The organism is Streptomyces sp. NPDC004031 (assembly GCF_053604375.1).
Window position 1 is genome coordinate 19997 of the sequence record NZ_JBSGHL010000045.1, and the last position, 24354, is coordinate 44350.

A 24354-nucleotide genomic window follows, 5' to 3' on the forward strand; every position below is an offset into this window, starting at 1 on the left:
AGCAGGTATGCGGATCGGACTCATCGGCGCGGGGCGGATCGGGGCCTTCCACGCCGCGACGCTCGCGGCGCACCCCGGCGTCGGCGAACTGCTGGTCGCCGACGCGGAAGCGGCCCGTGCCCGGCAGGTCGCGCTCCGCGCGGGCGCCCGCGCCCTGCCGGTGGACGCGCTCTTCGCCGCCCGGCCCGACGCGCTGGTGATCACCTCCGCGACGGCCGCGCACGCGGGCCTGATCACCCGGGCCGCGCACGCGGGCATCCCGGCCTTCTGCGAGAAGCCGGTCGCGCTGGACCTCACGGGCACGGTCGCCGCCCTCGCGGAGGTGACGGCGGCCGGGGCGGTGCTCCAGGTGGGCTTCCAGCGCCGCTTCGACGCCGGGTACGCCGCGGCGCGGGCCGCGGTGGCCGCCGGGCGGCTCGGCAGGCTGCACACCGTCCGCACGGTCAGCTCCGACGCGGCGCCGCCGCCCGCCGGTTACGTCCCGCTGTCCGGCGGGCTCTACCGGGACTGCCTGATCCACGACTTCGACATACTGCGCTGGGTCACCGGCCGGGAGGTCACCGAGGTCTACGCGGCGGGCGAGAACGTCGGCGCGGACTTCTTCCGGGCCGCGGGCGACGCCGACACCGCCGCGGTGCTGCTCACCCTGGAGGGCGGGCTGCTCGCCACCGCGACCGCGACCCGCTACCACGCCGCCGGGTACGACGTGCGGATGGAGCTGGCCGGCACCGACGACCAGATCACCGTCGGCGTCACCGCCCGCGCCCCGCTGACCTCGGTGGAGCCCGGCGCGGCGGGCGGCCCGCGGGATCCGTGGACCGGGTTCCTGGAACGCTTCGGCTCGGCCTACCGGGCCGAGATGGACGCCTTCCTGCGCGTCGCGCGGGGCGCCGCCGCCAATCCCTGCGAGGGTCGGGAGGCGCTGCGGGCGCTGCTGGTCGCCGAGGCCTGCGAGATCTCCCGGCGCGAGCGGCGCCCGGTGCGGATCGCGGAGGTGGCCGCGGCGGCGCGGGCCGTGGAAGCGGTGGAGGCGGGCGGGGCGGCAGGCACCGCGGGAGCCGAGGGAGCAGTGGCGTGAGGCGGGAGCAGATCGCGGCGGCGCCGATCTCCTGGGGGGTGTGCGAGGTCCCCGGCTGGGGGCACCAGCTCACCCCCGGGCGGGTGCTCGCCGAGATGACCGGGCTCGGGATCGGCGCGAGCGAGTTCGGGCCCGACGGCTTCCTGCCGGGGCCGCTGCTGGCCGCGCACGGCGTCACGGCGGTGGGCGGCTTCGTCCCCGTGGTGCTGCACGACCCGGACCACGACCCGCTGCCCGGCGTACGGGCCGCGCTCGACCGCTTCACCACCGCCGGGGCCCGCACGCTGGTGCTCGCCGCGGCGACCGGGCGGGACGGCTACGACGAGCGCCCGCCGCTGGACGCCGCGGGCTGGCGGACCCTGCTGGCCCGGCTCGACGCCGTCGCGGGGCTCGCGGACTCGCTGGGCGTGACGGCGGCGCTGCACCCGCACGTGGGCACGCTCGTGGAGGGGCCGGACGAGATCGGCCGGGTGCTGGACGGCAGCCGCGTCGGGCTGTGCCTCGACACCGGCCACGTCCTGGTCGGCGGCGGCGATCCGGTCGAGCTGGCCCGCCGGGCCGCCTCGCGCGTCGCGCACGTCCACCTCAAGGACGCCGACGCGGACGCCGCCGCCGCGGTCCGCGCCGGGCGCACACCGTACGGGGCCGCGGTCGCGGCGGGCCTCTACCGCCCGCTGGGCACGGGCGACCTGGACCTGCCGGTGCTGCTCGCCGCGCTGGACGCGGCCGGGTACGCGGGCTGGTACGTGATGGAGCAGGACACCGTGCTGGCCGCCGAACCCCCGCCGGGCGAGGGCCCGCTGGCGGACGTGGCGGCGTCCCTGGACTGGCTGCTGGAGTGGGCGTCGGCGTCATGACGGCTCCCGCGCGGGGCCCGGTCCCGTACGACGTCGTCACCCTCGGGCGGGTCGGGGTGGACCTGTACCCCGAGCAGAGCGGGGTGGGCCTCGCCGAGGTGCGCAGCTTCGCGAAGTACCTCGGCGGAACGGCCGCGAACGTCGCGGTGGCCGGGGCCCGGCTGGGACTGCGGACGGCGCTGCTCAGCGGCGTCGGCCCGGACCCCTTCGGGGGGTACGTGCGCGCGGCGCTCGACGCCTTCGGGGTCGGCACCGGGCTGCTGGCGACCGTGCCGGACACCCAGACGCCCGTCGTCTTCTGCGAACTCTTCCCGCCCGACGACTTCCCGCTGCACTTCTACCGCCGCCCGGTCGCGCCCGACCAGTGCCTGACCCCCGGCATGCTCGCCGAGCCCGCCGCCGAGGCGGCCGTACGGGACGCGCGGGCCCTGTGGATCACCGGCTCCGCGCTGGCCGTCGAACCGACCCGCTCGGCCGTCTTCGCCGCGCTGGACCTGCGGGCGGGACGCGAGGTGTGGTTCGACCTGGACTGGCGGCCCGGCTTCTGGTCCGACCCCGCGCAGGCCCCGGCGCTCTACGCCCGCGCGCTGTCGTACGCCACCCTCGCGGTCGGCAACCGCGAGGAGGTGGAGGTCGCGGTGGGCAGCGCCGACCCGGAGACGGCGGCGGGGCTGCTGCTGGAGCGCGGAGTACGCACCGCCGTCGTCAAGCAGGGCCCGGCGGGCGCCCTGGCCCGCACCGCGGGCGAGCTGTGCGTGGCCCCGCCGGTGCCGGTCAAGGTCGTCAACGGCCTCGGCGCGGGCGACGCGTTCGGCGGCGCCCTGTGCGCGGGCCTGCTCGCGGGCGACCCGCTGGCGGACGTCCTGCGCGCGGCCAACACGGCGGGCGCCCTCGTCGCCTCCCGCCTGGCGTGTGCGGACGCGATGCCGACGCGCGAGGAGATCACGGCGGCGCTGCGCGAACAGGCCGACGCGGGAGGTGCCGCATGACGCACGTGGCAGCCGGGCGGGCGGCCCGCGACGGATGGAACGTCCGCCTCGACCCCGAGGACGCCGGATGGACCTACTCCGGGCTGCGGGTGCTGACCCTGGAGCCGGGCGGGCGGCGGGAGTTCGCGACGGGCGGCAGCGAGTGGGTGCTGCTGCCGCTGGCCGGGGCGTGCGGCGTACAAGTGGACGGGCGGGAGTTCGCCCTGCACGGCCGGACGAGCGTCTTCACGGGCGTCAGCGACTTCGCCTACCTGCCGCGGGACGCCGACGCGGTGGTCACCTCCGCCGCGGGCGGCCGCTTCGCCCTCGCCGGGGCACGCTGCGAACGAAGGCTCCCCGCGCGCTACGGCCCGGCCTCCGCCGTCCCCGTGGAGCTGCGCGGCGCGGCCGGTGCGAGCCGCCAGGTCAACAACTTCGCCGCCGCGGACGTCTTCACGTGCGACCGGCTCATCGCGGTGGAGGTGCTGACACCCGGCGGCAACTGGTCGTCCTACCCGCCGCACAAGCACGACGAGGCGGGCCCGCACGAGTCGCGGCTGGAGGAGATCTACTACTACGAACTGGCCGGCGGCCCCGCCGCGATCGGCTACCAGCGCGTCTACCCCTCGCCGCACGGCGGCACCGACCTGCTGGCCGAGGTCCGCTCCGGCGACGCGGTGCTCATCCCCGACGGCTGGCACGGCCCGAGCATGGCGGTGCCCGGCTACGACATGTACTACCTCAACGTCATGGCCGGCCCGGACCCCGAACGGGCCTGGCGCATCAGCGACGACCCGGCGCACGCGTGGGTGCGCGGCACCTGGCCCGGCCAACGGCCCGACCCGCGGCTGCCGTTGTACGACGCCCCGAAGGAGAACGGATGAGGCTCACTGTCGCCCAGGCGCTGATCCGCTTCCTGGCCGCGCAGTACACCGAACGCGACGGCGTACGGCACCGCACCGTCGCCGGCATGTGGGGCATCTTCGGGCACGGCAACGTCGCCGGGATCGGGCAGGCGCTGCGCGAGGCCGGACCCGCCGTCATGCCCTTCCACCAGGGCCGCAACGAACAGGCGATGGTGCACGCGGCGGTCGGTTACGCCCGTACCACGCACCGCCTCTCGGCCATGGCCTGCACCACCTCCATCGGCCCCGGCGCCACCAACCTCGTCACCGGGGCGGCCCTCGCCACCGTCAACCGGCTGCCCGTCCTGCTGCTGCCCGGCGACGTCTTCGCCACCCGGCCCGCCGACCCGGTGCTCCAGCAGCTCGAAGTGCCGTGGGCGCAGGACGTGTCCGTCAACGACACGCTGCGGCCCGTCTCCCGGCACTTCGACCGCGTCTGGCGGCCCGAGATGCTGCCCGCCGCGCTCCTCCAGGCCATGCGCGTCCTCACCGACCCGGCCGAGACCGGCGCGGTGACCCTCGCCCTGCCGCAGGACGTCCAGACCGAGGCGTACGACTGGCCCGACGAGCTGTTCCGCACCCGCGTCTGGCACGTACGGCGACCCGCCCCCGACGCCGACGCGCTCACCGAGGCCGCGGCCCTGCTGCGGACCGCGCAGCAGCCGCTCCTCGTCGCGGGCGGCGGCGTCCGGCACGCCGAAGCGACCTCGCAGCTCGCCGACTTCGCCGCCGCCACCGGCATCCCCGTCGCCGAGACCCAGGCCGGCAAGGGATCGCTGCGGTGGGACCACCCGCAGGCCCTCGGCGCGATCGGCCACACGGGCACGGCCCCCGCCAACACCGCCGCCCGCGCCGCCGACGTCGTGCTCGGCGTCGGCACCCGCTGGACGGACTTCACCACCGCCTCCGGCTCGCTCTTCGCACCCGGAGCGCGCTTCGTGAACCTCAACGTCGCCCCGTTCGACGGCCACAAGATGGCGGGCCTCGCCCTCACCGGCGACGCCCGCGCCGGACTCACCGCCCTCACCGCCGCACTGGCCGGCCACCGCGCCCCCGCCCACGACCACGGCGTCGCCGACTGGCGGGCCCGCACCGACGCGGTCCTCGGCGCCGACAGCACCCGATGGCCGCCCTCGCAGGGCGAACTCATCGGCGCGCTCGCCGCCGCCCTCGGCGCACGGGACGTCCTGGTCAACGCGGCGGGCTCGCTGCCCGGCGACCTCCACAAGCTGTGGCGGCCCACGGACCCCGACCAGTACCACGTCGAATACGGCTACTCCTGCATGGGCTACGAGATCCCCGCCGCGATCGGCGTCCACCTCGCCGCCCCCGACCGCGAGGTCTTCGCCCTCGTCGGCGACGGCACGTACCTCATGCTCCCCACGGAGATCGTCACCGCCGTGCAGGAGGGCATCCCGGTCAACCTCGTCATCGTCCAGAACCACGGATACGCCTCCATCGGCGGGCTGTCCGCGCAGGTCGGCGCGGAAGGCTTCGGCACGGCCTACCGCTACCCCGGCGCCGACGGCGACCTCACGGGAGCCCCCCTCCCCGTCGACCTCGCGGCGAACGCGGCGAGCCTCGGCCTGGAGGTCTTCACCCCCGGCTCCCCCGGCGAACTGCGCGAAGCACTCACCGCCGCCCGCGCCTCCCGCCGCGCGACCGCGGTCTACGTCGAGACCGACCCCACCTGCCCCACCCTCCCCCCCGACGCCTGGTGGGACGTCCCCGTCGCCCAGACCTCCACCCTCCCCACCACCCGCGCGGCCCACGCCGCCTACACCACCCAAGCCCGCGAAGCGGGCCCCCGCCCCCGCCTCTGACCTCCCGCCGTTCCGCCGCCCCGGGCTGCCTGTTGCGGCAGGCATCGCGATCGTCCCGCCGTCGTGGCTGAGCGCGCAGTTCCCCGCGCCCCTGAAAAACGGGAACCCTCCCCCGCACCCGCGCCCTGCACACACTCACCCCCACCGGCAGGAAGCCGCTGAACCGGCCTGGAGGGGGACGGTGCGGGGTGCCCCCGCAGGAATGCGCTGGGAGGGGCTCGCCCCCTACGTAGAAGGGCGAACGCGCATTCCGAGGAGGTGCCCCGTGGCGGCCCCCGACCCAGCAACGGCGCCGCCGCGAAAGGGGCGCGAGGAACTGCGCGCTCAGCCCCCACCGCAGGGAAGGTCGCACACCGCACCGCAACAAGCCCCCCCGAAGCGCCCCCTCAGCGCGGCGCCAGCCGCAGAAGCACAGCCGCGCCCGGCTCAAGGGAAAGAGCCACCGCGTCCCCCTCCACCGCGGCGTACGCCGCAACCGCCGGGTCGAACCGCGCCACCGCGTACCCCGACCGCACGCTCAACCGCACCGCAGCGCCCCGCGCGAAGGAACGGTTCGCGACCAGCACCCAGCGGACCTCCGCGTCCCCCGGCGAGGGCGCGGAGAAGACGCCGAGCACGACGGCGTCCCCCTCGGCCCCGGCGATCCGCGCGTCCGGCGCGAACGCCGTCGCCCCCGCCGGCAGCGGCGTGTCGTTCGCGTGGACGACGGACTCCGAGACGAGCGGCAGGAGTTCGCGCCCGACCGGCCGCAGCCACCCCACGTTGAGCTGTTTCGCGGCGGCGTGCAGCGGGGTGCGCTCGCCGCCCACGGTGACCAGGCCCTGCGCGGGCACGAAGCCGTCTCCGCGGCTGGGGTCGGGGGTCCAGTACGTGAAGTACTGGACCCCCTTCGCCCCGTACGCGAGGCTCGTGTTGACCTGCCAGGCCAGCTCCGCGGGGGTGGGCAGCCGGTGCCCGGCGTATTCCAGGGACTGGATGAAGACCCATGTGGGGATGCCCGCGCGCAGCCCGGCCGCGCGCACGAGCGCCCAGTTCTGGTGGTAGCCGGGATCTTCCGCGCCGCCGGCGAGCATGGGGTAGCGGTCGAAGGACAGCAGTGAGGGCGCGATCGTGTCGAGCGCCTCCTGGAGGTAGCGGGTGTAGGTGGGAACGTCCATGCCGGGCGTGCCCCACGGGCCGTACGGCTGGCCGAGGCGGCGGAGGTTGAGGTAGGGCAGGCTGCCGGGGGCGAGGTCGCGGGCGGTGGCGACGAGCGAGCCGAGGGTGCCGAAGCGGTTGGCGGCGGGTTCGTCGGCGAAGGTGAATCCGGCGAAGGCGGGCTGGTCCTGGTAGGCGGCGAAGAGCGCGCGCAGCGAGACCTCCGCGTCGCCCGCGGTGATCTTGGGGTGGTAGCCGGTGGGGTCGCCGTCGGCCCAGAAGTTGGCGGTGAGGGCGGACAGCAGCGGGTCGCCCGCGACGAGCACTTTCAGTCCGGCCTGCCGGGCGATGTCGAGGCCGTAGCGGATGCCGGTCTGGTCCCACAGGTAGTTGCCGTTGTGGACGAAGGTGAAGCCCGCGTCGGCGATCTCCTGGTAGCGCTCGGCGGTGACGTACGGGGGTGGCGGCGGCCAGAACGCGCCGACGGGGAAGTCGGGCCCGCCGACGAGCGGGAGGCCCGCGGTGGGCGGGACGTCCCGTCTCCGGCGGGGCGTCTGCGCGCGGGCCTCGTCGCTCGTGGCGCCCACCGCGAGCATGCTCGCGCCCGGCAGGGCGGCGGCTCCCCCGGCCGCGAGCAGCATCCGGCGGCGGCTGAGCGCCGCGCGCGGCGACGCGTTCCGCTGCTCTGCCACGGCACCCTCCACCTGGACGTTCGGCGTCTTCGGTGTGAAGTGTGCCGTATGTCCGGGGGGCTTCCGGGCGGAAAGCGGGGTACGCCACGCCGCGGAGTCGCGGTGCGGCATGGCGCGGCCACGGTCCGTTCCGCCCGGCCGCGGCGGTTACGCGGGCTTGTCCGCGAAGTCGACCTCGGCGGCGGCGAGCGCGAGGGCCTCGCGGCCGGGCGCCCGGTGGAATTTCCAGTACAGGTTGGTGTGGGCGATGACCTGCGCGGGTGGCGGGGCGCCGAACGACGTGAGGTCCTCGGTGGTGTGCGCGTCCGTGACCAACGTCACGTCATAGCCGCGGACGAGGGCGCCGTGCAGGGTGGAGCGGACGCACACGTCGGTCTGCGCGCCGCTCACCACGACGTGGCCCACGCCCCGGGCGGCGAGCACGGATTCCAGCTCGGTGTCCTCGAAGGAGTCGCCGTACTCCTTCTGCACCAGCGGCTCGGACTCGTGCCGCACCAGTTCCGGTACGTAGTTCCAGGCTTCGGTGCCCGCGACGAGTTCGGCGTCGTTGTGCTGCACCCACACCACGTCCGTCCCGGCGGCGCGGGCCTTTTCGACGAGCGAGGCGATGGTGGCGACCACGGCGTCGCGGTCGTGGGCGGCGCTCACCGTCCCGTTCTGCACGTCGATCACGAGCAGGGCGGTGTTCGGACGATTCTCCAGCGTGGTCATGCTGCCTCCCGGGCGTGCGGACGTCGTCGTCGGTTCCTTCCGACCCTAGGGGCACCCTCTGACAACGCCCGGCGCGGGGAGCGGGGCGGCCCCCCTCCGGCCGCCCCGCTCCCCGGGCCGGGCCCGTCCGTCCGGGGTCCGGCGGCGCCGGAGCCCTCAGAAGCCGACGGCCTCCCGCAGCAGCAGGACGGTGCCGCGTCCGGGCAGGTACTCGGCGTTGAGCACGAGCAGCCGGGTGACGGCGCTCGGCCAGCCGTGCGCGGCCATCGTGCGGGCGGTCTCCAGCGGCAGGCAGTGCTCGTGGACGCGGCGCAGCGCGGTGTCCAGGTCGGGCACCACCTTCTGGGCACCGACGACCCAGATCGCACGGGCCGCGCCCCCCGCGTAGCCGGGCAGTTGGCTGCCGCTGCCGGAGGCGATGACCAGCGAGCCGGTCTCGGTGACGGCGTGGACGCTGCCCACGGCGACGTCGGGGGTGGCGCCGAGCCGCCGGATCTCGTCGCCGCGGGTGGCGCGGTCCAGCGCGAGGATGCGCGGCCGGACGGCGTCGTAGCGCCCGCCGGCGTTGACGTCCTCCTCGATGCCGGACAGCCGCAGTGTCTCGCTCGCGCCGGTGAAGACGCTCGCGCCCTCCGGCAGCAGTTCGGCGACGCGGGCGCGGGCGGCGGCGGTGCCGTCGAGGATCTCCACGGTGAAGCCGTGGGCGGTCAGCGCGGCGGCCGCCCGTTCCAGGCGTTCGGCGGATGCCGGGGCGGTGAAGTGGGCCGCCGGGGTGGGGGTGGTGGTCATGGTGCCTCCGTGCTCGCGTTCGCTGTCGGGCGCGGGACGGTGCGCGGCACCGGCCGGTGTGCGCGTCCCAGCGGTTCGACAGCGCAGCGGCGGGGAATGTGAGTGCCGCGCGGCGGCCTGACGTTCCGGGGCGCTGTCTTGTCGTAGGGGTGAGGAGTTCCGCGAGCGAGGGGGCCGTCCGCAGCATGACCACCACCACCCGGTCCGGGTCGGGGCGCGGCAGGCCCGATCCGGGCCTCGACGCGCTGATGGGCGAGCGGCCCCGGCTCGTCGGCGTCGCCTACCGGCTGCTGGGTTCGGCCGCGGAGGCGGAGGACGCCGTGCAGGAGGCCTACGCCCGCTGGTACGCCCTGTCCCCGCGCGAGCGGGCGGCGATCGTCTCGCCGGGCGCCTGGCTCACGACGGTCGCCAGCCGGATCTGCCTCAACGTGCTGGGCTCCGCCCGGGTCCGGCGCGAGACGTATGTGGGCGCGTGGCTGCCCGAGCCGCTGCCGGACGTCACGGAGTGGGTCGCGGGGCGGCCGGGTGCGGCGAGCGCCGATCCGGCCGAACGGGTCGCCCTCGACGAGTCGGTGGACCTGGCGTTCCTGGTCGTGCTGGAGTCGACGTCCCCGGCCGAGCGGGTCGCGTTCGTGCTGCACGACGTCTTCTGCCACTCCTTCGCCGAGATCGCCGAGATCCTCGGGCGCACCCCGGCGGCCTGCCGCCAGCTGGCGTCCTCCGCGCGCCGCCGGATCCGCGCGACCGGGCCCCCGGACCCGGCGGACGCCGGACGGGCCCGTGTGGTGCGGGACTTCAAGCGGGCGTGGGAGGCCAAGGACATCGAGGCCCTGATCGGCCTGCTCGACCCGCACGCCGTCGCGACCGCCGACGGCGGGGGCCTGGCCACGACGTTCCCGAAGCCCATCCGCGGCGGCGGGCAGGTCGCGCGCGCCTGGGCGGAGCTGGCCCGCCGCAGGCCCGCGGCGGTGGCCTTCGCCGAGCACCCGGTCAACGGGCGGCCGGGGCTGGTGGCCCGGGAGGACGGCGCCGTCGTCACGGTGTTCGCGTTCGACGTCACGGGCGGCCGGATCACCCGGATCTGGGTGGTCCGCAACCCCGAGAAGCTGGGCCGCTGGGCCGGTCGCTGAGCCGCGCGCGGCACAGCCCGCGGAGGCACCCTCCTGCTAATGTGACAGTGCTGTCATATTTTCCCCGGCGAGGAAGGCGCGTCCCCCATGCCCGAGCTGTATCCGCCCGCCGAGCCGTACGCACAGGGCATGCTCGACGTCGGCGACGGCAACCGCGTGCACTGGCGGACGTACGGCAACCCGGCGGGCAGGCCCGCGCTCGTGCTGCACGGCGGGCCGGGATCCGGCGCGGGCCCCTTCTGGGCGCGGCTGTTCGACCCGGCGGCCTACCGGATCGTGCTGCTCGACCAGCGCGGCTGCGGGCGCAGCACACCCGACGCGGCCGACCCGGACACCTCGCTCGCCGCCAACACCACGCAGCACCTGATCGCCGACATCGAGCTGCTGCGCGGCCACCTGGGCGTCGGCGCCTGGCTCGTGCTCGGCGGCTCGTGGGGCGTGACCCTCGCCCTGGCGTACGCCGAGGCGCACCCCGGCAGCGTCACCGGGCTGGTGCTCTTCAGCGTCACCAGCACCACCCGGCGCGAAGTGGAATGGGTGACACGGGACATGGGCCGGGTCTTCCCCGAGGAGTGGGCCGCCTTCCGCGACACCGTGCCGGAGGGCGAGCGCGACGGGAACCTCGCCGACGCCTACGCCCGGATGCTCGCCGACCCCGATCCCGCCGTACGGGACCGGGCCGCCCGCGCCTGGTGCCGGTGGGAGGACGTGCACGTCTCGACGTACGCGGGCCACCGGCCCGACCCGCGCTACGACGACCCGCGCTTCCGGATGCGTTTCGCCCGCCTCGTCACGCACTACTGGCGGCACGCCGGTTTCCTGCCGGACGGCGCCCTGCTGCGGGACGCGGGGCGGCTCGCGGGCATCCCCGGCGTCCTCGTCCACGGCCGCCTCGACATCAGCGGCCCCCCGGACATCGCCTGGCACCTGACCCGGGCGTGGCCGGACGCCGAACTCCGGCTCATCGGCGGCGAGGGCCACGGGCTGTCCGGCACCTCCACGACCGAGGCAGTGGTCGCCGCGACCGACCGCTTCCGCGACGCGCCCGCCCCACCGGCCTGACGCCGGGGCGGTCCCTGCCCTCCTGCGCACCGCCACGCCCCGGGATTGTCCCGTGATGGTCACGGGTGGGTACGGGGCCCGGACGGGCGGGGCCGCCGTGCGTACGCTGCTCGCGGAGCCGTGAAGGGGGACGCAGGTGACGGACGCAGCGCAGCGGCACGTGCTCGGCGGCAGATACCGCCTGGGCGGCAGGCTGGGGTCGGGGCCGGAGGGCAACGCGTGGCGGGCCCACGACGAGTGGCTGCGCGTCGAGGTGGCCGTCAAGCGCGTGCTGCCGCCGCCCGCGCCGGACGGCGGCACCGCGGACGCGGCCGAACTGCGGGCGCGGGCGGCGCGCCGGGCGGGGGCGGCGGCGCGGCTGCGCGGGCACCCGCACGTGGTCCCCCTCCTCGACGTCGTCGTCGACGGCGGTGGCACCCCGTGGGCGGTGACGCACCTGGTGGAGGGCCGCTCGCTGGCCGATCACCTGGACGCGCACGGCCCGCTGTCCGCGCCCCGCGCCGTGGACGTCGCCCGCGCGCTGCTCGCGGCGCTGGACGCGGCCTACGCCGCCGACCTCGTCCGCCTCGACGTCAAGGCGTCGAACGTGCTGCTCGCCGCGGACGGCGCGATCCTGCTCACGGACCTGTGCGCGTCCGGCCGCACGCCGGACCCGGTGCTCGCAGGGCTCGGCGTGCCCGCCGGAACGCCGGGCCATGTCGCGCCCGAACTCCTCACGGCCGCGGACGCGGGCGGCGACGGCACGGCGGACGGTCCCGCCGCCGACCTCTTCGCACTGGGCGTGACGCTCTACCGCGCGGTCGAGGGCCGCTTCCCCTTCGACCCGGCGGACCCCTGGGCGACGGCGTCCGGCGAACTCACCGCGCCGGTCCGCGCAGGGCGGCTGGCCCCGCTGCTCACCGCGCTGCTCGCCCGCGACCCCGCGCGCCGCCCGAGCGCCCGCGAGGCGCTGGCCCTGGTGACGGCGGAGGCGCCGTACGACGCGCCGCCGCCCGCGCCCGAGCCCGTACCCGCGGCAGTGCCGGGGCGGGCGCCCGCGCCGGGGGCCGGGGCGGGCGCGTGGTACCGGGCGGGGGCGACGGCGCTGCTCCCCGGCCCCTTCGCGCTGGACGCGCCGGCCGATGTGCACGCCCTCGCGTTCAACCCGGCGGGCACCGTCCTGGTGAGCGTGGGCGACGAGAAGCCCGTCCGGATGTGGGACATCACCGCCGCGCAGGGCGTCTGCGCCGAGCTGTCCGGTCACACCAACTGGTGCCGGGCGGTGGCGTTCAGCCCGGACGGCACGCTGGTGGCGACCGGCGGGTACGACCGGACGGTGCGGCTCTGGGACACCGTGACGGGGCAGAACACCGCGACGCTGACCGGCCACACCGACTGGGTCCGCTCGATCGCCTTCAGCCCGGACGGCCGCACGCTCGCCAGCGCGGGCGACGACAAGGCCGTACGGCTGTGGGACCCGCTCACGGGCGCGTCCCTGGCCACGCTGCCCGGCCATCCGGGCTGGATCCACGCGATCGCCTTCGCCCCGGACGGCCGGACCCTGGTGGCGGGCGGCGGCAAGGAGGTCCGGACGTGGGATCTGGCGACCGCGCGGCGGACGGGTGACCCGCTGCGCCCGGGGCGCAAGGTCCGCGCGGTGGCGTTCAGCCCGGACGGCGCCCTGCTCGCGGTGGGCGGCCGGACGTTCGGCCTCCAGGTCCTCGACGCCGGACAGCGCACCGCGCTGCCCGCGTGGCCCGGCGGGGAGGGCCGCTCCGACGCCCTCGCGTTCAGCCCCGACGGCACGCTGGTCGCCTCGTCCGGGCCGTCCCGCACGATCACCGTGCGGGAGGCGCGGACGGCGAAAGCAGTGACGTCCTGGACCGGCGACGCGATGGCGGCGATCCGCACGATGGCCTTCAGCCCGGACGGGACGGTCCTCGCGGTCGCGGGCGGCCACCGGATCCGGCTGTGGCGGGTGCCGCCCGCGCGGTACACCGACGCCCCGGCCTGACCGGCGGCCTCACGCGGGGGCGTCGAAGGAGATCCAGACGTCGGGCGGCGCGTCCGGCCGACCCGGCACGTCCCGGTGCTCGCACGTCCAGGCACCGGGGGCGACGTCCTCGGCGACGCGCCGCCAGAAGGCGCCCGCGCCCGGGTTGGCGTCCTGGAACGGGATCTGCCACGCGCCCGGGTGCCGCCGGACGACCTCCCGCACCGCCCGCAGCCCGACCCCGCCCCGGCGCGCGCCGCGCACCACGAAGAAGCTGTTGACGACCCGCGCCGCGCCGCCCACCCCGCGGACGAAGGCGAAGCCGACCGGCCGGTCCGCGCACCTGAAGAGGTACGGCACCCAGCCCTGCGCGCGGAAGGCGGCCGCGAGCCGCTCGGCGCGGAACGCCCCGTCGGGACCGGGCAGTTCCCCGGTGAACTCCGACATGTCGTGCCCGAACATCACCCACAGCCTGCCGACGGCCTCCCGCTCGGCCTGCCCCGCGACCGTGACGGCCACCTCGGTGTGCGCATCCCGTGATCCCATGGAAGCAGCCTGCCACCCGGCCCGAATCCCGGATGCGCCGCCGCCGGGCGGACTGAGAGGATCCGGGCATGCCGATCGCCGATGTGTCCCCCGACGTACGCCTCGCCTACGAGACCTTCGGGGATCCGGGGGATCCGCCCGTACTGCTCGTCATGGGCTTCGGGGCGCAACTGCTCGCGTGGGACGAGGGCTTCTGCCGCGCGCTCGCCGACCGGGGGCGGTACGTCGTCCGGTACGACAACCGCGACTGCGGGCTGTCCACCCGTCTCGACGACCACCCCGTCGACCTGGCGCGCTTCATCGCCACCGTCAGCTCAGGGGACGTCGCCGGGGCGCTCGCCATGGTGCCGTACACGCTGGCGGACATGGCCGACGACGGACTGGGGCTGCTCACCGCGCTGGGCATCGAGCGGGCGCACGTCGTCGGGGCCTCGATGGGCGGCATGATCGCGCAAGCCCTGGCCATCGCCCACCCGGAGCGGGTGCTGACGCTGACCTCGATGATGTCCTCGACCGGCGAACCGGAGTACGGGCAGGCGACGCGCGAGGCGCAGGCGGTGCTCTTCCGGGGCCGGCCCGCCGACCGGGAGGGCTACATCGCGGCCGCGGAGCGGGACATGGTGTGGGCGTCGCGGCGGTACGGCGACCCGGCCGCGCTGCGCGACCTCGCCGCGGCCTCCTACGACCGGGCGTACTACCCGGCGGGCATCGGGCGGCAGCTCGGCGCGATGGTGCTCGGCGGCTCGCGGGCCGACGCGCTGCGGAAACTGGACGTGCCGACGCTGGTGATCCACGGCCTCGACGACACGCTCATCGCCCCCAGCGGCGGCGAGCGCACGGCGGAGCTGGTGCCGGGCGCGAAGCTGCTGCTCGTCCCGGACATGGGCCACGACCGGCCGCCCGCGCTGTGGCCCGAGCTGATCGAGGCGCTGGCGGCGCACACCGCCTGAGCCGGGCGCCGCCGCGGCGGTTCAGCCCGGCGGCGCGAGCGTGCGGCGGACCGCGTCGCGCAGCCAGCGGTGGCCGCCGTCGGCGGCGTGCCGCGGGTGCCAGGCCATACCGATCGTGAGCGGCGGCAGCGGCAGCGGCACGTCCAGCAGCCGCAGCCCCAGCGCGGCGGCGGGCCCGCCGAGCGGCGACGGGGCGGCGCCCGGCGGCGCGGCGGGCACGAGGCACACGACGTCGCTCGCGGCGGCGAGGGTCATCGCCGCGAGGTGGCTGGGCAGCACCGCGCCGACCCGCCGGGTCAGCCCGTGCGCGGCGAGGGCGGCGTCCAGCGGGCCGGTGAAGCGGCCGCGGCGGCTGACCGCGACGTGCTCGGCGGCGGCGAGCCGGGCCGGGGTGAGGGCGCCCTCGGCGAGCGGGTGGCCGGGGCGTACGGCGGCGACCATCCGCAGGGTGACCAGCTCCTCCACCCGGGTCTCGGGGTCGGCGTGGTCGATGGCCCCGATCTCCAGGTCGATCCGCCCGTCCCGCAGCGCGGGCCCGGCCTCCAGCTCCTCCGCGCGGATCCGCAGCGAGACGCCGGGTGCCTCGGTGCGGGCGAGCCGCAGCAGCCCGGGGGCGAGGGCGGCGCCGACCAGGTCGGCGGTCTGGAGGGTGAACGTGCCGTGCAGCGCGGCCGGGTCCGCCCCGGCGCCGGGTGCGAGCAGCGCCCCGAGGCGGCGGACCACGGCGGCGGCCTCGTCGCGCAGCTCCTGGGCGCGCGGGGTCGGCACCATGGCCTGCCCGGCGCGCACCAGCAGCGGGTCGTGCAGCAGGCGGCGCAGCCGTCCGAGGGTGCGGCTCATGGCGGCGGGCGAGGTGTGCAGCCGCGCGGCGGCGCGGGTGACGCTCTGCTCGGCGAGCAGCGCGTCGAGGGCGACGGCGAGGTTCGCGTCGATCGCCGGTGCGTCGATTCCGCCGCCCTTGCTCTCGCTCATACCCGCCCACCTGTGTCTTTCCGCCTCAGGCAATGATTGCGTGCCGAAGTTCCCGTTGCGGCAAGACCGTACCGCTCCCGACGATGGGAGGCGTAACGATCCGGTTCGACCGATGAGGTTTTCATGATCGTCGTCACTGCCCCCACCGGGAACATCGGCCGCCGGCTGCTGCCGCTGCTCCTGGACCCCGCACCCGGCGGGGCCACCCGCGAGACCGTCCGCGTCGTCGTGCGCGACCCTGCCCGGCTGCCCGCCGCCGTACGCGACCGCGTCGAGGTCGTCACCGGCTCGCACGGCGACCCGGCGACCGTCGAGCGGGCCTTCGACGGCGCGGACGCCGTCTTCTGGCTCGTGCCCCCGGACGCCCGGCTGACGCCGGAACAGGCCTGGAGCGGCTTCACCCGGCCCGCCGCGAAGGCGCTCGCCGGGAGCGGCGTCGGCCATGTCGTCGGCGTCTCGGCGCTCGGCCGCGGCACCCCGGTCGCCGGGAGCGCCGGGCTGGTGACCGCGTCGCTGGCGATGGACGACCTGCTCGCCGGGAGCGGCGCCGCCTACCGGGCGCTGGCCAACCCGTCCTTCTTCGAGAACCTGCTGGAGGAGGCGGAGTCGATCCGCGACCGGGGCCTCTTCACCGACGCCGCGGACCCCGCCCGCAGGGCCCCGATGGTGGCCGTCGCCGACATCGCCGCGGTGGCCGCGCGGCTGCTGACGGACCGCCGCTGGAGGGGCCACGCGGACGTCCCGGTCCTCGGCCCCGAGGACCTCTCCCCCGACGACCTGGCCCGCGTCATGACCGAGCAGCTCGGCCGCCCCGTCCGCTTCGAACGGCAGGACGCCGGCGAGCTGCGGGCCGCGCTCGTCGGTCACGGGCTGGACCCGGCGTTCGCCTCCGGCGTCGCGGACATGAAGCGCGCCAAGGACGCGGGCCTGGACGCGGGTGTCGCGCGGACGCCGGAGACGGCGTCGCCCACGACCTTCGCCCGGTGGTGCGCCGACGTCCTGCGGCCCGCCGTGCTCGGCTGACGGCCGCCGCCGCGCCACCGGCAGCGCCCCGGCGGGGGCGCGGTGCGCGCGCGGTGAAAACCCTGTGGAGGACGTGTCGGTGCAACCCCCTATCCTGCACCCGTAATCACGCGGACCAGGGGAGGGCGCGGCATGTTCGGCAAGCTGTTCACCAGGGGTGCGGGGGGCCGGGCGGGCGACACGCCCGTCCGGCAGGCCGGCCGCAGGCCGAAGCGGGGGGTGCACGAGGTCCGGGGGCTGGACGACGACCGGGTGCTCGCGCTCACCGCCGCCGCCCGCGCCGGTGACTGGGCGGCGGTGCGGCAGGCCGCCGAGCCCTTCGACCTGGACCGCGACCACCGCGTGCTGAACGAGATCGCGGACACCGAGGGCGTCGAGGAGTGGATCGGACGGGCCGTCGAGCAGAGCGCGGACGACCCGGCGGGCAAGGCGGCGGCGCTGCTCGTCTCCGGCGCCCGGCATGTCAGCTGGGGCTGGGAGGCCCGTACCAGGGCGTCGGCCTCGCAGGTGTCGAAGGAGCAGTGGCAGACCTTCCGCGCGCGGCTGACCGTCGCCGAGGAGCATCTGCTGCAGGCCGCCGAGCTGCGGCCGCAGTGGATCGCCCCGTGGCGGCGGCTGCTGACGTCCGGGCGCGGCATGTCGCTGGGCCCGGCGGTCGTCGAGGCGCGGCGCGACGCCGCGCTGCGCCGCGACCCGCTGGATCTGGAGACCCACCTGGAGTGGGTGACGCAGCTCCAGCCGCGCTGGGGCGGCGAGCCCGGCGAGGCGCTGGCCTTCGCGCGGGAGGCCTTCGCGCGCGCCCCGCTCGGGCAGCGGCTGGGCTGCGTCATCGCCTTCGCGCACATCGAGAACTGGGTGGAGTCCGACGCGCAGGACTTCCTGGAGCGCCCGGCCGTCCGCGACGAGCTGCGCGAGGCCGCCGAGCACAGCGTCCTGCACCCCGGCTACGAGCGCCGTCCGGGCTGGGCCTACGAGTTCAACCTGTTCGCGATGGCGCTGTCGCTGGCCGGCGAGGGCCCCACCGCCCGCCGTGTCTTCCAGGAGCTGGGCGGCGCGTACACCCGGCGGCCCTGGGACTACCTCCCCGATCCGGCCAAGCAGTTCGCCCGCTACCAGAGCCGCGCCTGAGGGCCCGCCGCCGCGTGCGCACCGCAACCGTCCGCGCGGCCGGCCGCCCGGCCCGTCCGCGTCCCGTGCCCGGCACGGCCCCCACGCCCCGCCCGCCCTTCCCGCTCCCTGACTTCCGGACTGCCCGATGACCCAGCACGACACCGCGACCGCCGGCGCCGCCGACCGCACCTTCCAGGTGGATCTGCGCGGCCTGGTCGACCTCCTGTCCCACCACCTCTACTCCAGCCCCCGGGTCTACCTGCGCGAACTGCTGCAGAACGCGGTGGACGCGCTGACCGCCCGGCGGGCGCTCGAACCCGGCGCGCCCGCGGACGCGTTCGGCATCCGGCTGTACGCCGACGGCGCGGTGGTCCGCGTCGAGGACGACGGTGTCGGCCTCACCGAGGCGGACGTGCACAGCTTCCTCGCCACGATCGGCCGCAGCAGCAAGCGGGCCGAGCGGATCGCCGAGCAGCGGGCCGACTTCATCGGCCAGTTCGGCATCGGCCTGCTGTCCTGCTTCCTGGTCGCGGACGAGATCCTCGTCGTCAGCCGCTCCGCCCGCACGCCCGAAGCGCCCGCCGTGGAGTGGCGCGGCCGCGGCGACGGCAGCTACTCGGTGCGCACCCTGCCCGCCTCCGCCCGCCCGCAGCCGGGCACGACGGTGTCGCTCACCCCGCGCGCGGACGCCGCCGAGTGGACGAAGCCGGCCCAGGTCCGGGCGCTGGCCCGGCACTTCGGCTCGCTGCTGCGGCACCCGGTCACCTTCTCGGACGGCGCCGCGCCCGCGCCCGTCAACCCCGAGCCCGCGCCCTGGGCGCAGTCCTACCCGACGCCGGGGGCCCGGCAGCGCGCGCTGGCCGCGTACGGGGCGGACGTCTTCGGCTTCACGCCGCTGGACACGATCGAGCTGGATCTGCCCGCGGTGGGCCTGCGGGGCATCGCGTGCGTGCTGCCCGAGGCGGTGCCCGCCGGGCGGCGGCACGGCCACCGGGTGCACGTCAAGGGCATGCTGCTGTCGGAGCAGGCCGAGGAGATCCTCCCGGAGTGGGCGTTCTTCGTCCGCTGCGTGGTGGACGCCGAGAGCCTGCGCCCGACGGCGTCGCGCGAGTCGCTGTACGAGGACGACACGCTCGCGGCGGTGCGGGACGCGCTCGCCGAGCGGCTGCGCGCCTGGATGGCGCGGGCGGCGGCGAGCGACCCGGAGCTGCTGGGCCGCTTCCTCCAGGCCCACCACCTGGCCGTCAAGTCGCTCGCGGTGCACGACGACGAGATCCTGCGGATGCTGCTGCCGTGGCTGCCGTTCGAGACGACCGACGGCAACACCACGCTGGACGAGTTCGCCCGCAGCCACGCCACCGTGCTCGTGACGTCCAGCGTCGAGGAGTTCCGGCAGGTCGCGGCCATCGCCTCGGCGGCCGGCCTCGGCGTCGTCAACGGCGGCTACACCTACGACCGGGCGCTGGTGCACCGGCTGCCGGAGATCCGGCCGGAGGCGAGCGTCGCCGATCTCGACCCGGCGACGCTCACCGCGCATCTGGACCCGGTGGACCGCGAGACGGAGCTGGCCGCCGCCTCCTACCTGGCGCTGGCCCGCGAGGCGCTCGCCGTCTTCGACTGCGACGTGGCGCTGCGCACCTTCCAGCCGGCCTCCGCGCCCGCGCTGCTGCTCGACAGCCGCGAGGCGCGGCACGAGCGCACCCGCTCGCAGCTGGCCCGCGAGCAGGAGGGCGGCCTGTGGGGCGACATCCTCGGCGCGCTGCGCCAGGAGGCGCCCAAGGCGCAGCTGATCCTCAACCAGCTCAACCCGCTGGTGCGCGCCGCGGTCGCGATCGCCGAGCCGGAACTGGCCCGCACCAGCGCCGAGGCGCTCTACGGGCAGGCCGCGCTGCTGTCCCGGCGCCCGCTCAGGCCCGCCGAGTCGAGCCTGATCAACCGCTCCTTCCTCGACCTCCTCGCCCACGCCCTCCGCAAGGACAGCTGACGATGCCGACCGCACCCCAGACCACCGACGAGCTGTACGAGGCGCTGCGGGAGAACGACGAGCGCCCCTACGGCCGTGCCCGCACCGTGATCGCCGAGGAACTGGTCGACGCCGCCGAGCAGTTCGCCGAGACCGCCGCGCTCGTGGACGCGCTGCTGGAGCTCCAGGAGGCGTACACGTACGGCTCCGAGCCGCGCAAGTCGCCCGTCGTCTTCGCCCGGCTGCTCCAGCTCTTCGACGAGCAGCCCGACGTCTTCGACGAGCGGCTGCGGCACCACATGTACTGGCGTTTCAAGTGGGTGGCGAGCGCCCTGCTCTCGGTGCCCGAGATGCCGCTGACCAGCCTGCGCCAGTGGCTGGCGGAGATGCGCGACCGCTACGAGAAGGCCGGGCTCGGCCTCCAGCCGTACTACGGGCAGGCCTACCACCTGGCCGCGCACGTCGGTGAGAGCCCGGAGGCCACCGCGCTGGCCTACGAGCTGTGGGCGGGCCGGACGCGCACCCAGTACAGCGACTGCGAGGCGTGCGAGATCCGCGGCCGCGCCCTGTACCACCTGACCGCGGGTGACGACGAGCGCGCGCTGGACATCTGGGAGCCGGTACTGGCCGGCAAGGAGTCCTGCCAGGAGGAGCCCGCCACCTCGATCTCGCACGCGCTGCTGCCGCTGGTCCGCACCGGCCGCACCGACGACGCCCGGCACGCGCACCTGTTCGGCTACCGGGGCTGCCGCCGGAACCCCTCGATGGCCCCGGACGTCGGGCGGCACCTGGAGTTCTGCGCGCTCACCGGCAACGAGGCGCGCGGCCTGGAACTGCTCGCCGAGAACCGCACCCTCTTCGCCGAGGTCGACTCGCCGAGCGACATGCTGACCTTCCTCACCGGTGTGGAGGTGCTGCTCCGCCGGGTCGAGGCGCTCGGCCACGGCGAGCTGCCCGCCGCCGGGTTCTCCGGCCGGACGTGGACGGTCGCCTCGCTGCGCGCCGAGGTGACGGCCCGCGCCGACGACCTCGCCGCGCGCTTCGACGCCCGCAACGGCACGAGCGCGCACACCGACCGGCGCCGGGTCCGGCTGGAGCGCGCCCCGCTGCTGGAGACTCTGGAGCTGACGCTCCGTCCGCGCACCCTCGACGACGTGGCTCCGGCCGCCGCCCCCGCCGTCCCGGCCCGCCCGGCGGCCGCAGCGCTGCCCGAGTCGGTCGCCGAACTCGTGGCGCGCGCGAGGGAGCTGGACGAGGTGGGCCACCCGGACGCGGAGGCGTGCTGGAAGCGGCTGGCCGCGCTCGTCGCCGAGCCCGGCTACGTCCACCCCGACGACCCGGCCGTGGGCCCGCTCGACCAGTTGCGCGCGGACCTGCTGGACGAGCAGGGCGCCGAGGCGCGCGAGCGCAGCGACCTGGCCGGGGCCGCCGCACGGTACGCGGAGTCCGCCGACCTCTACACGCGGGCCGGGCTGCCCGGACACGCCGCCGTGGCCCGCGCCTGCGCGCTGCTCGCCGCAGCGGAAGTACCGGAGTCGGAACCGGCGGAGGCGCTGTCCGACGAGGCCCGCGCCGAGGCGAAGGCCGCCGCGATGACCGCGGCCCACACCGCACTGACCCGCCTCCAGGCGGAGGCCGAAGACCTCGCGCCCTACCAGGAGGCCCGGCTGCTGCGGCTGCGCTCGACCGCGCTGGGCATGCGGCTGGAGGCGCAGCCGACGCAGGAGCACACCGAGGCGGCCTTCGGCGAGGTCGAGCTGCTGCACGACTTCGCCGTCGCGCACGAGCTGGACGGCCAGGTGTGCCGGGCGGTGCTGCTGCGCGCCAGCACATACGCGATCAGCGGCGACCTGAACGCCGCGAGCCGCGAGCTGGACGGGCTGCTGACCCGGCTGCGCGCGCAGGGGCCCGCCTGGCACCTGCCGCACGCGCTGGGCCTGCGCGGCCGGGTCCACCTGGGCCTGCGGGACGCGGACGGGGCCCACGCCGATCTGTCCGAAGGGCTGCGGGAGGCCCGCAAGTGGCCCGCCTACACCGCGTACTGCGGGACGCTGCACGGCGAACTGGCGCGGGCCTGCCTGGGCCGGGGCCACCACGACGAGGCGCTGCGCCACCTGACGCGCTCGGCGGAGGTGGAGATGCGGCACGGCAGCCGGGTGGACGCGTTCTGCACGTACAGCAACGCGGCCCGGCTCGGCCTCGACATGGGCCGTGTCGAGGACTGCATCGCGCTGCTGGACTCGCTGCTGGCCGAACCCGACGTCACCTCCGGGGAGCTGGACGACCGGCTGGTCGCCCAGCTGCGGCTGACCCGTGCGCGGGCGCTGCGCGCCGGGGAGGACGGCAAGGCCGCGCTGGCCGAATTCCTGGAGCTGGCCGCGGAGTCGGCGACCTGGGCGGACGACCCGGGCTCGCATGTGATGATCGCGGCGGAGACGGCCGTACTGCTGGCCGAGAGCGGCGAGTTCGGCCGCGCCAGGGAAGCCGTCGACCAGGCGCTCACCGCGCACGAGAGGGCGCCGCGCTTCGAGCAGCTGAGCAGCTGCCTGCGGGAGGTCGCCCGGCTCCAGGCCCAGCAGCAGGGCCCGGAGGGGCTCGACGGCGCCCGCGCCTTCCTCGCCGACGCGGGCCGGATCGCCGACGACGCCCGCTCGGAGGGTTACCGGGCCGAAGGCCGCCCGCTGGACGCCGCGCTGGCGTACGAGCACGGGCGCGTCAACGCCTACGCCGGGGAGTACGAGGAGGCGCTCGCCGCCCTGGAGGAGGCCCTGATGCACCTCGGCCCGCCCGGGGAGGACGCGGCCGTGGCCGGTGAGTGGGCCGAGGCGGTGCGGCTCATGGGCGTCGTGGAGGGGGCGTACCTCAAGCGCCCGGAGCAGGCCCTGCGGTCGCTGGACTCGTCGGTCTCCCGCCTGACGGCCCTGGGCCACGAGGAGGCCGCGGCGCCGCTGAGGTCGCTGGCGTCCAGCCTGCGCGACGAGACCTGAGACGGCGGGTGCCGGGCGGTCCGCCGCCCGGCACCCGCGCGGCTCAGGCGTTCGCCACGACGACGCCCACGAAGAGGCCCGCGCTGACGACCAGGGCCAGGATCACGCCCCACCACTGCGGGGAGATCCGCTGCCGCAGCGTGGGCGGCGGCGGGAAGCGGTCGGCCGGGTCGGTGCTCGCCTCCCACCACCGCACGACCCGGTGGAAGTCGCCGTCGAAGTCGGCGTCGGGGTAGACGCTGCTCGTGGCGAGGGCGGGCAGGGAGCGGTGCCGCCCGTCCGCGAGGATCATCCGGGCCGTGCGCCCGCCCGCCTGCGCGCCGGTGCCCTGCCAGACGTAGAGTTGGCGGATGTCGTGCCAGGCGTACGTCCGCCCGGCCCCGAAGCCCCAGCCGACGGTGATCCCGGCGGCTCCGACGTCGGTCGTGCAGCGTCTGGCCATGAAGAGGCAGACGGCGACGACCGCGACCGTCCCGCCGCACAGCAGGTACAGTCCCGTCAGCCCGAGCTGGAACCAGGCCAGCAGCGCCTCGACCACCAGCCCGGCGACCGCGCCCGCGGCGTGCGGCCACGCCAAGCGATACCGATCTTTCCCCCGGAAGCTCAGTTCGTCCATCCCGCGCACACTACCGGCCGGGTCCGACAGCCCCGGAGCCGGTCAGAAGGAGTCGCCATACCAGTGGACGGCCCCGGGCGCGGTGACCGTCGCCGTCACTTCCGCCGGGGAGGCGAGCAGCGGGCGGGCCATGCCGTACGCGGTGGTGCCCGCCGTGACGTCGGCGAGCAGCCCCGGCAGCGCGGCCGGCACGTCCGGATCCGCGGGCAGGTGGACGCTCGCGGTGGTCGCGCCCGTGGCGCGGGCGTGGCCGGCGGCGGCCCGCAGCAGGGCCGCCGTTGCTTCCGGCCCCCGGCCCGGGGCGGGCGCGATCTCCGCGACCGCGGCCTCGGCGGGGCCCGCCGGGCGCACCACGACGAAGCCCAGCGGGGTGCGGTCCCCGCCGCTGCCCGCCTCCTCGGCCAGCAGGATCGCGGCCGGGGGGCCGTACCAGACCGGGATCCGCCGCCGCCAGTCCTCCGGGCTGCGGACCGTGGTGAGCGGCCGGCCGGCGTCGTAGGCGTCGCGCAGCGCGCGCAGCACGGGGACGTCGGCCTGGGTGGCGCGCCGCACGGTCACCTCGGGGGCGGCGGCGCCGGGGGCGGCGAGCGGGCCGGACAGCACGGGGGCGGTGAAGGACTGCCAGCCCGCGCCGCGGTAGACGTCCGGGGTGCCGGTGAACAGCAGCGACCAGGCGCACGCGTCCGCCGTCATCGCCTCGGCCGCCGCGGCGAGCAGGCGGCGGACGTGCCCACGGCCGCGCGCGTCGGGATGGGTGGCGACGCTGCCGAGGCAGCCGACGCGCTGCGGGCCGCCGTCGGCCGAGCGGATCGGGCGCGGCTGGTAGTGGAGGACGGACACCGGCCGCCCGCCGTCCTCGGCGAGGAACGTGCGGGCGTGCCGGCCGGGGTCACGGCCCCACAGCAGCGCGACGGTTCCGGCGCTGTCGGGGAAGGCCGCCGCCCACAGGGCGTGCAGGGCCGGTTCGTCCGCCGGGGTGGCGGTGCGGTAGCGCGGCATGCGGCGGCCTTCCCCCTTCTTCCTCATGGTCGTGCGCGGCCTGCGGGTGCCGGACGCGGTGCGG

Annotated in this window: 20 protein-coding genes; 13 read left to right on the plus strand and 7 right to left on the minus strand. The window is 76.5% G+C overall.

The window, feature by feature from the left end:
- Positions 1-7 precede the first annotated feature (7 nt).
- The 5 genes from ACWERV_RS25795 to iolD are packed head-to-tail and all read left to right on the plus strand — an operon-like array spanning position 8 to position 5631.
- On the plus strand, positions 8-1078 hold the full coding sequence (locus ACWERV_RS25795) for a Gfo/Idh/MocA family protein (protein ID WP_452937190.1): 1071 nt from the start codon (positions 8-10) through the stop codon (positions 1076-1078).
- Positions 1075-1935, plus strand: a complete 861-nt coding sequence (locus ACWERV_RS25800) for a TIM barrel protein (protein WP_452937193.1) — start codon at positions 1075-1077, stop codon at positions 1933-1935. The genes ACWERV_RS25795 and ACWERV_RS25800 overlap by 4 nt, the downstream gene beginning before the upstream one ends.
- Positions 1932-2924 carry a 5-dehydro-2-deoxygluconokinase gene (gene iolC, locus ACWERV_RS25805; protein ID WP_452937196.1) on the plus strand — a complete coding sequence of 331 codons (993 nt, stop codon included), beginning with the start codon at positions 1932-1934 and terminating at the stop codon, positions 2922-2924. The genes ACWERV_RS25800 and iolC overlap by 4 nt, the downstream gene beginning before the upstream one ends.
- Positions 2921-3787 (plus strand): 5-deoxy-glucuronate isomerase, encoded by an 867-nt coding sequence (gene iolB, locus ACWERV_RS25810; RefSeq protein WP_452937198.1) that lies wholly within the window; start codon positions 2921-2923, stop codon positions 3785-3787. Before iolC ends, iolB begins: the two co-directional genes overlap by 4 nt.
- A complete protein-coding gene (gene iolD / locus ACWERV_RS25815) occupies positions 3784-5631 on the plus strand; it encodes a 3D-(3,5/4)-trihydroxycyclohexane-1,2-dione acylhydrolase (decyclizing) (RefSeq protein ID WP_452937201.1) in 1848 nt (615 codons plus the stop codon). The genes iolB and iolD overlap by 4 nt, the downstream gene beginning before the upstream one ends.
- Positions 5632-6017: 386 nt before the next feature.
- Here iolD and ACWERV_RS25820 read toward each other — a convergent pair whose 3' ends face one another.
- The 3 genes from ACWERV_RS25820 to ACWERV_RS25830 all read right to left on the minus strand — a co-directional run bounded on the left by ACWERV_RS25820 (position 6018) and on the right by ACWERV_RS25830 (position 8960).
- On the minus strand, positions 6018-7460 hold the full coding sequence (locus ACWERV_RS25820) for a hypothetical protein (RefSeq protein ID WP_452937204.1): 1443 nt from the start codon (positions 7458-7460) through the stop codon (positions 6018-6020).
- Positions 7461-7607: 147 nt separating this feature from the next.
- Positions 7608-8171 carry an isochorismatase family protein gene (locus ACWERV_RS25825; RefSeq protein ID WP_452937207.1) on the minus strand — a complete coding sequence of 188 codons (564 nt, stop codon included), beginning with the start codon at positions 8169-8171 and terminating at the stop codon, positions 7608-7610.
- Positions 8172-8327: 156 nt separating this feature from the next.
- A complete protein-coding gene (locus ACWERV_RS25830; RefSeq protein ID WP_452937210.1) occupies positions 8328-8960 on the minus strand; it encodes an LUD domain-containing protein in 633 nt (210 codons plus the stop codon).
- A 185-nt stretch (positions 8961-9145) separates the two neighbouring features.
- Between ACWERV_RS25830 and sigJ the strand changes: the two genes are divergently transcribed.
- The 3 genes from sigJ (at position 9146) to ACWERV_RS25845 (ending at position 13145) form a co-directional block, all read left to right on the plus strand.
- The gene (gene sigJ / locus ACWERV_RS25835; RefSeq protein WP_452937212.1) at positions 9146-10090 is read left to right on the plus strand and encodes an RNA polymerase sigma factor SigJ; all 945 of its coding nucleotides are present in this window, start codon (positions 9146-9148) and stop codon (positions 10088-10090) included.
- Positions 10091-10177: 87 nt separating this feature from the next.
- Positions 10178-11152 (plus strand): prolyl aminopeptidase, encoded by a 975-nt coding sequence (pip, locus tag ACWERV_RS25840; protein WP_452937215.1) that lies wholly within the window; start codon positions 10178-10180, stop codon positions 11150-11152.
- Between the two features lie 136 nt (positions 11153-11288).
- Positions 11289-13145: a protein kinase family protein gene (locus tag ACWERV_RS25845; protein WP_452937218.1), complete on the plus strand. Its 1857-nt coding sequence runs from the start codon at positions 11289-11291 to the stop codon at positions 13143-13145.
- 9 nt (positions 13146-13154) lie between these two features.
- Here the strand turns inward: ACWERV_RS25845 and ACWERV_RS25850 are convergent, their stop codons facing one another.
- Positions 13155-13670: a GNAT family N-acetyltransferase gene (locus ACWERV_RS25850; RefSeq protein WP_452937221.1), complete on the minus strand. Its 516-nt coding sequence runs from the start codon at positions 13668-13670 to the stop codon at positions 13155-13157.
- A 68-nt stretch (positions 13671-13738) separates the two neighbouring features.
- Here ACWERV_RS25850 and ACWERV_RS25855 point away from each other — a divergent pair, with 68 nt between their 5' ends.
- A complete protein-coding gene (locus ACWERV_RS25855) occupies positions 13739-14620 on the plus strand; it encodes an alpha/beta fold hydrolase (RefSeq protein ID WP_398178701.1) in 882 nt (293 codons plus the stop codon).
- 21 nt (positions 14621-14641) lie between these two features.
- On the opposite strand, the gene ACWERV_RS25860 is transcribed toward ACWERV_RS25855, so the two are convergent.
- Positions 14642-15592 carry a LysR substrate-binding domain-containing protein gene (locus ACWERV_RS25860; protein ID WP_452937225.1) on the minus strand — a complete coding sequence of 317 codons (951 nt, stop codon included), beginning with the start codon at positions 15590-15592 and terminating at the stop codon, positions 14642-14644.
- Positions 15593-15715: 123 nt separating this feature from the next.
- Here ACWERV_RS25860 and ACWERV_RS25865 point away from each other — a divergent pair, with 123 nt between their 5' ends.
- The 4 genes from ACWERV_RS25865 to ACWERV_RS25880 all read left to right on the plus strand — a co-directional run bounded on the left by ACWERV_RS25865 (position 15716) and on the right by ACWERV_RS25880 (position 22675).
- The gene (locus ACWERV_RS25865) at positions 15716-16615 is read left to right on the plus strand and encodes an NAD(P)H-binding protein (protein WP_452937228.1); all 900 of its coding nucleotides are present in this window, start codon (positions 15716-15718) and stop codon (positions 16613-16615) included.
- A gap of 132 nt (positions 16616-16747) precedes the next feature.
- The gene (locus ACWERV_RS25870) at positions 16748-17743 is read left to right on the plus strand and encodes a hypothetical protein (protein ID WP_452937231.1); all 996 of its coding nucleotides are present in this window, start codon (positions 16748-16750) and stop codon (positions 17741-17743) included.
- A gap of 127 nt (positions 17744-17870) precedes the next feature.
- Positions 17871-19709, plus strand: coding sequence for an HSP90 family protein (locus ACWERV_RS25875; protein ID WP_452937234.1), 1839 nt, complete (start codon positions 17871-17873; stop codon positions 19707-19709).
- A gap of 2 nt (positions 19710-19711) precedes the next feature.
- A complete protein-coding gene (locus ACWERV_RS25880) occupies positions 19712-22675 on the plus strand; it encodes a hypothetical protein (RefSeq protein ID WP_452937236.1) in 2964 nt (987 codons plus the stop codon).
- 43 nt (positions 22676-22718) lie between these two features.
- On the opposite strand, the gene ACWERV_RS25885 is transcribed toward ACWERV_RS25880, so the two are convergent.
- Together ACWERV_RS25885 and ACWERV_RS25890 are read right to left on the minus strand one after the other, a co-directional pair.
- Positions 22719-23252, minus strand: a complete 534-nt coding sequence (locus ACWERV_RS25885) for a PH domain-containing protein (RefSeq protein WP_452937239.1) — start codon at positions 23250-23252, stop codon at positions 22719-22721.
- Between the two features lie 81 nt (positions 23253-23333).
- Complete coding sequence (locus ACWERV_RS25890) at positions 23334-24290, minus strand: GNAT family N-acetyltransferase (RefSeq protein ID WP_452937242.1); 957 nt, start codon at positions 24288-24290, stop codon at positions 23334-23336.
- Positions 24291-24354: the final 64 nt, after the last annotated feature.

Coding starts and splice junctions, on each gene's coding strand:
- iolB (WP_452937198.1), top strand. CDS start 2,921: ATGACGCACGTGGCAGCCGGGCGGGCGGCCCGCGACGGATGGAACGTC.
- ACWERV_RS25880 (WP_452937236.1), top strand. CDS start 19,712: ATGCCGACCGCACCCCAGACCACCGACGAGCTGTACGAGGCGCTGCGG.
- ACWERV_RS25860 (WP_452937225.1), bottom strand. CDS start 15,592: ATGAGCGAGAGCAAGGGCGGCGGAATCGACGCACCGGCGATCGACGCG.
- iolD (WP_452937201.1), top strand. CDS start 3,784: ATGAGGCTCACTGTCGCCCAGGCGCTGATCCGCTTCCTGGCCGCGCAG.
- ACWERV_RS25855 (WP_398178701.1), top strand. CDS start 13,739: ATGCCGATCGCCGATGTGTCCCCCGACGTACGCCTCGCCTACGAGACC.
- ACWERV_RS25865 (WP_452937228.1), top strand. CDS start 15,716: ATGATCGTCGTCACTGCCCCCACCGGGAACATCGGCCGCCGGCTGCTG.
- sigJ (WP_452937212.1), top strand. CDS start 9,146: ATGACCACCACCACCCGGTCCGGGTCGGGGCGCGGCAGGCCCGATCCG.
- pip (WP_452937215.1), top strand. CDS start 10,178: ATGCCCGAGCTGTATCCGCCCGCCGAGCCGTACGCACAGGGCATGCTC.
- ACWERV_RS25875 (WP_452937234.1), top strand. CDS start 17,871: ATGACCCAGCACGACACCGCGACCGCCGGCGCCGCCGACCGCACCTTC.
- iolC (WP_452937196.1), top strand. CDS start 1,932: ATGACGGCTCCCGCGCGGGGCCCGGTCCCGTACGACGTCGTCACCCTC.
- ACWERV_RS25830 (WP_452937210.1), bottom strand. CDS start 8,960: ATGACCACCACCCCCACCCCGGCGGCCCACTTCACCGCCCCGGCATCC.
- ACWERV_RS25825 (WP_452937207.1), bottom strand. CDS start 8,171: ATGACCACGCTGGAGAATCGTCCGAACACCGCCCTGCTCGTGATCGAC.
- ACWERV_RS25795 (WP_452937190.1), top strand. CDS start 8: ATGCGGATCGGACTCATCGGCGCGGGGCGGATCGGGGCCTTCCACGCC.
- ACWERV_RS25850 (WP_452937221.1), bottom strand. CDS start 13,670: ATGGGATCACGGGATGCGCACACCGAGGTGGCCGTCACGGTCGCGGGG.
- ACWERV_RS25870 (WP_452937231.1), top strand. CDS start 16,748: ATGTTCGGCAAGCTGTTCACCAGGGGTGCGGGGGGCCGGGCGGGCGAC.
- ACWERV_RS25890 (WP_452937242.1), bottom strand. CDS start 24,290: ATGCCGCGCTACCGCACCGCCACCCCGGCGGACGAACCGGCCCTGCAC.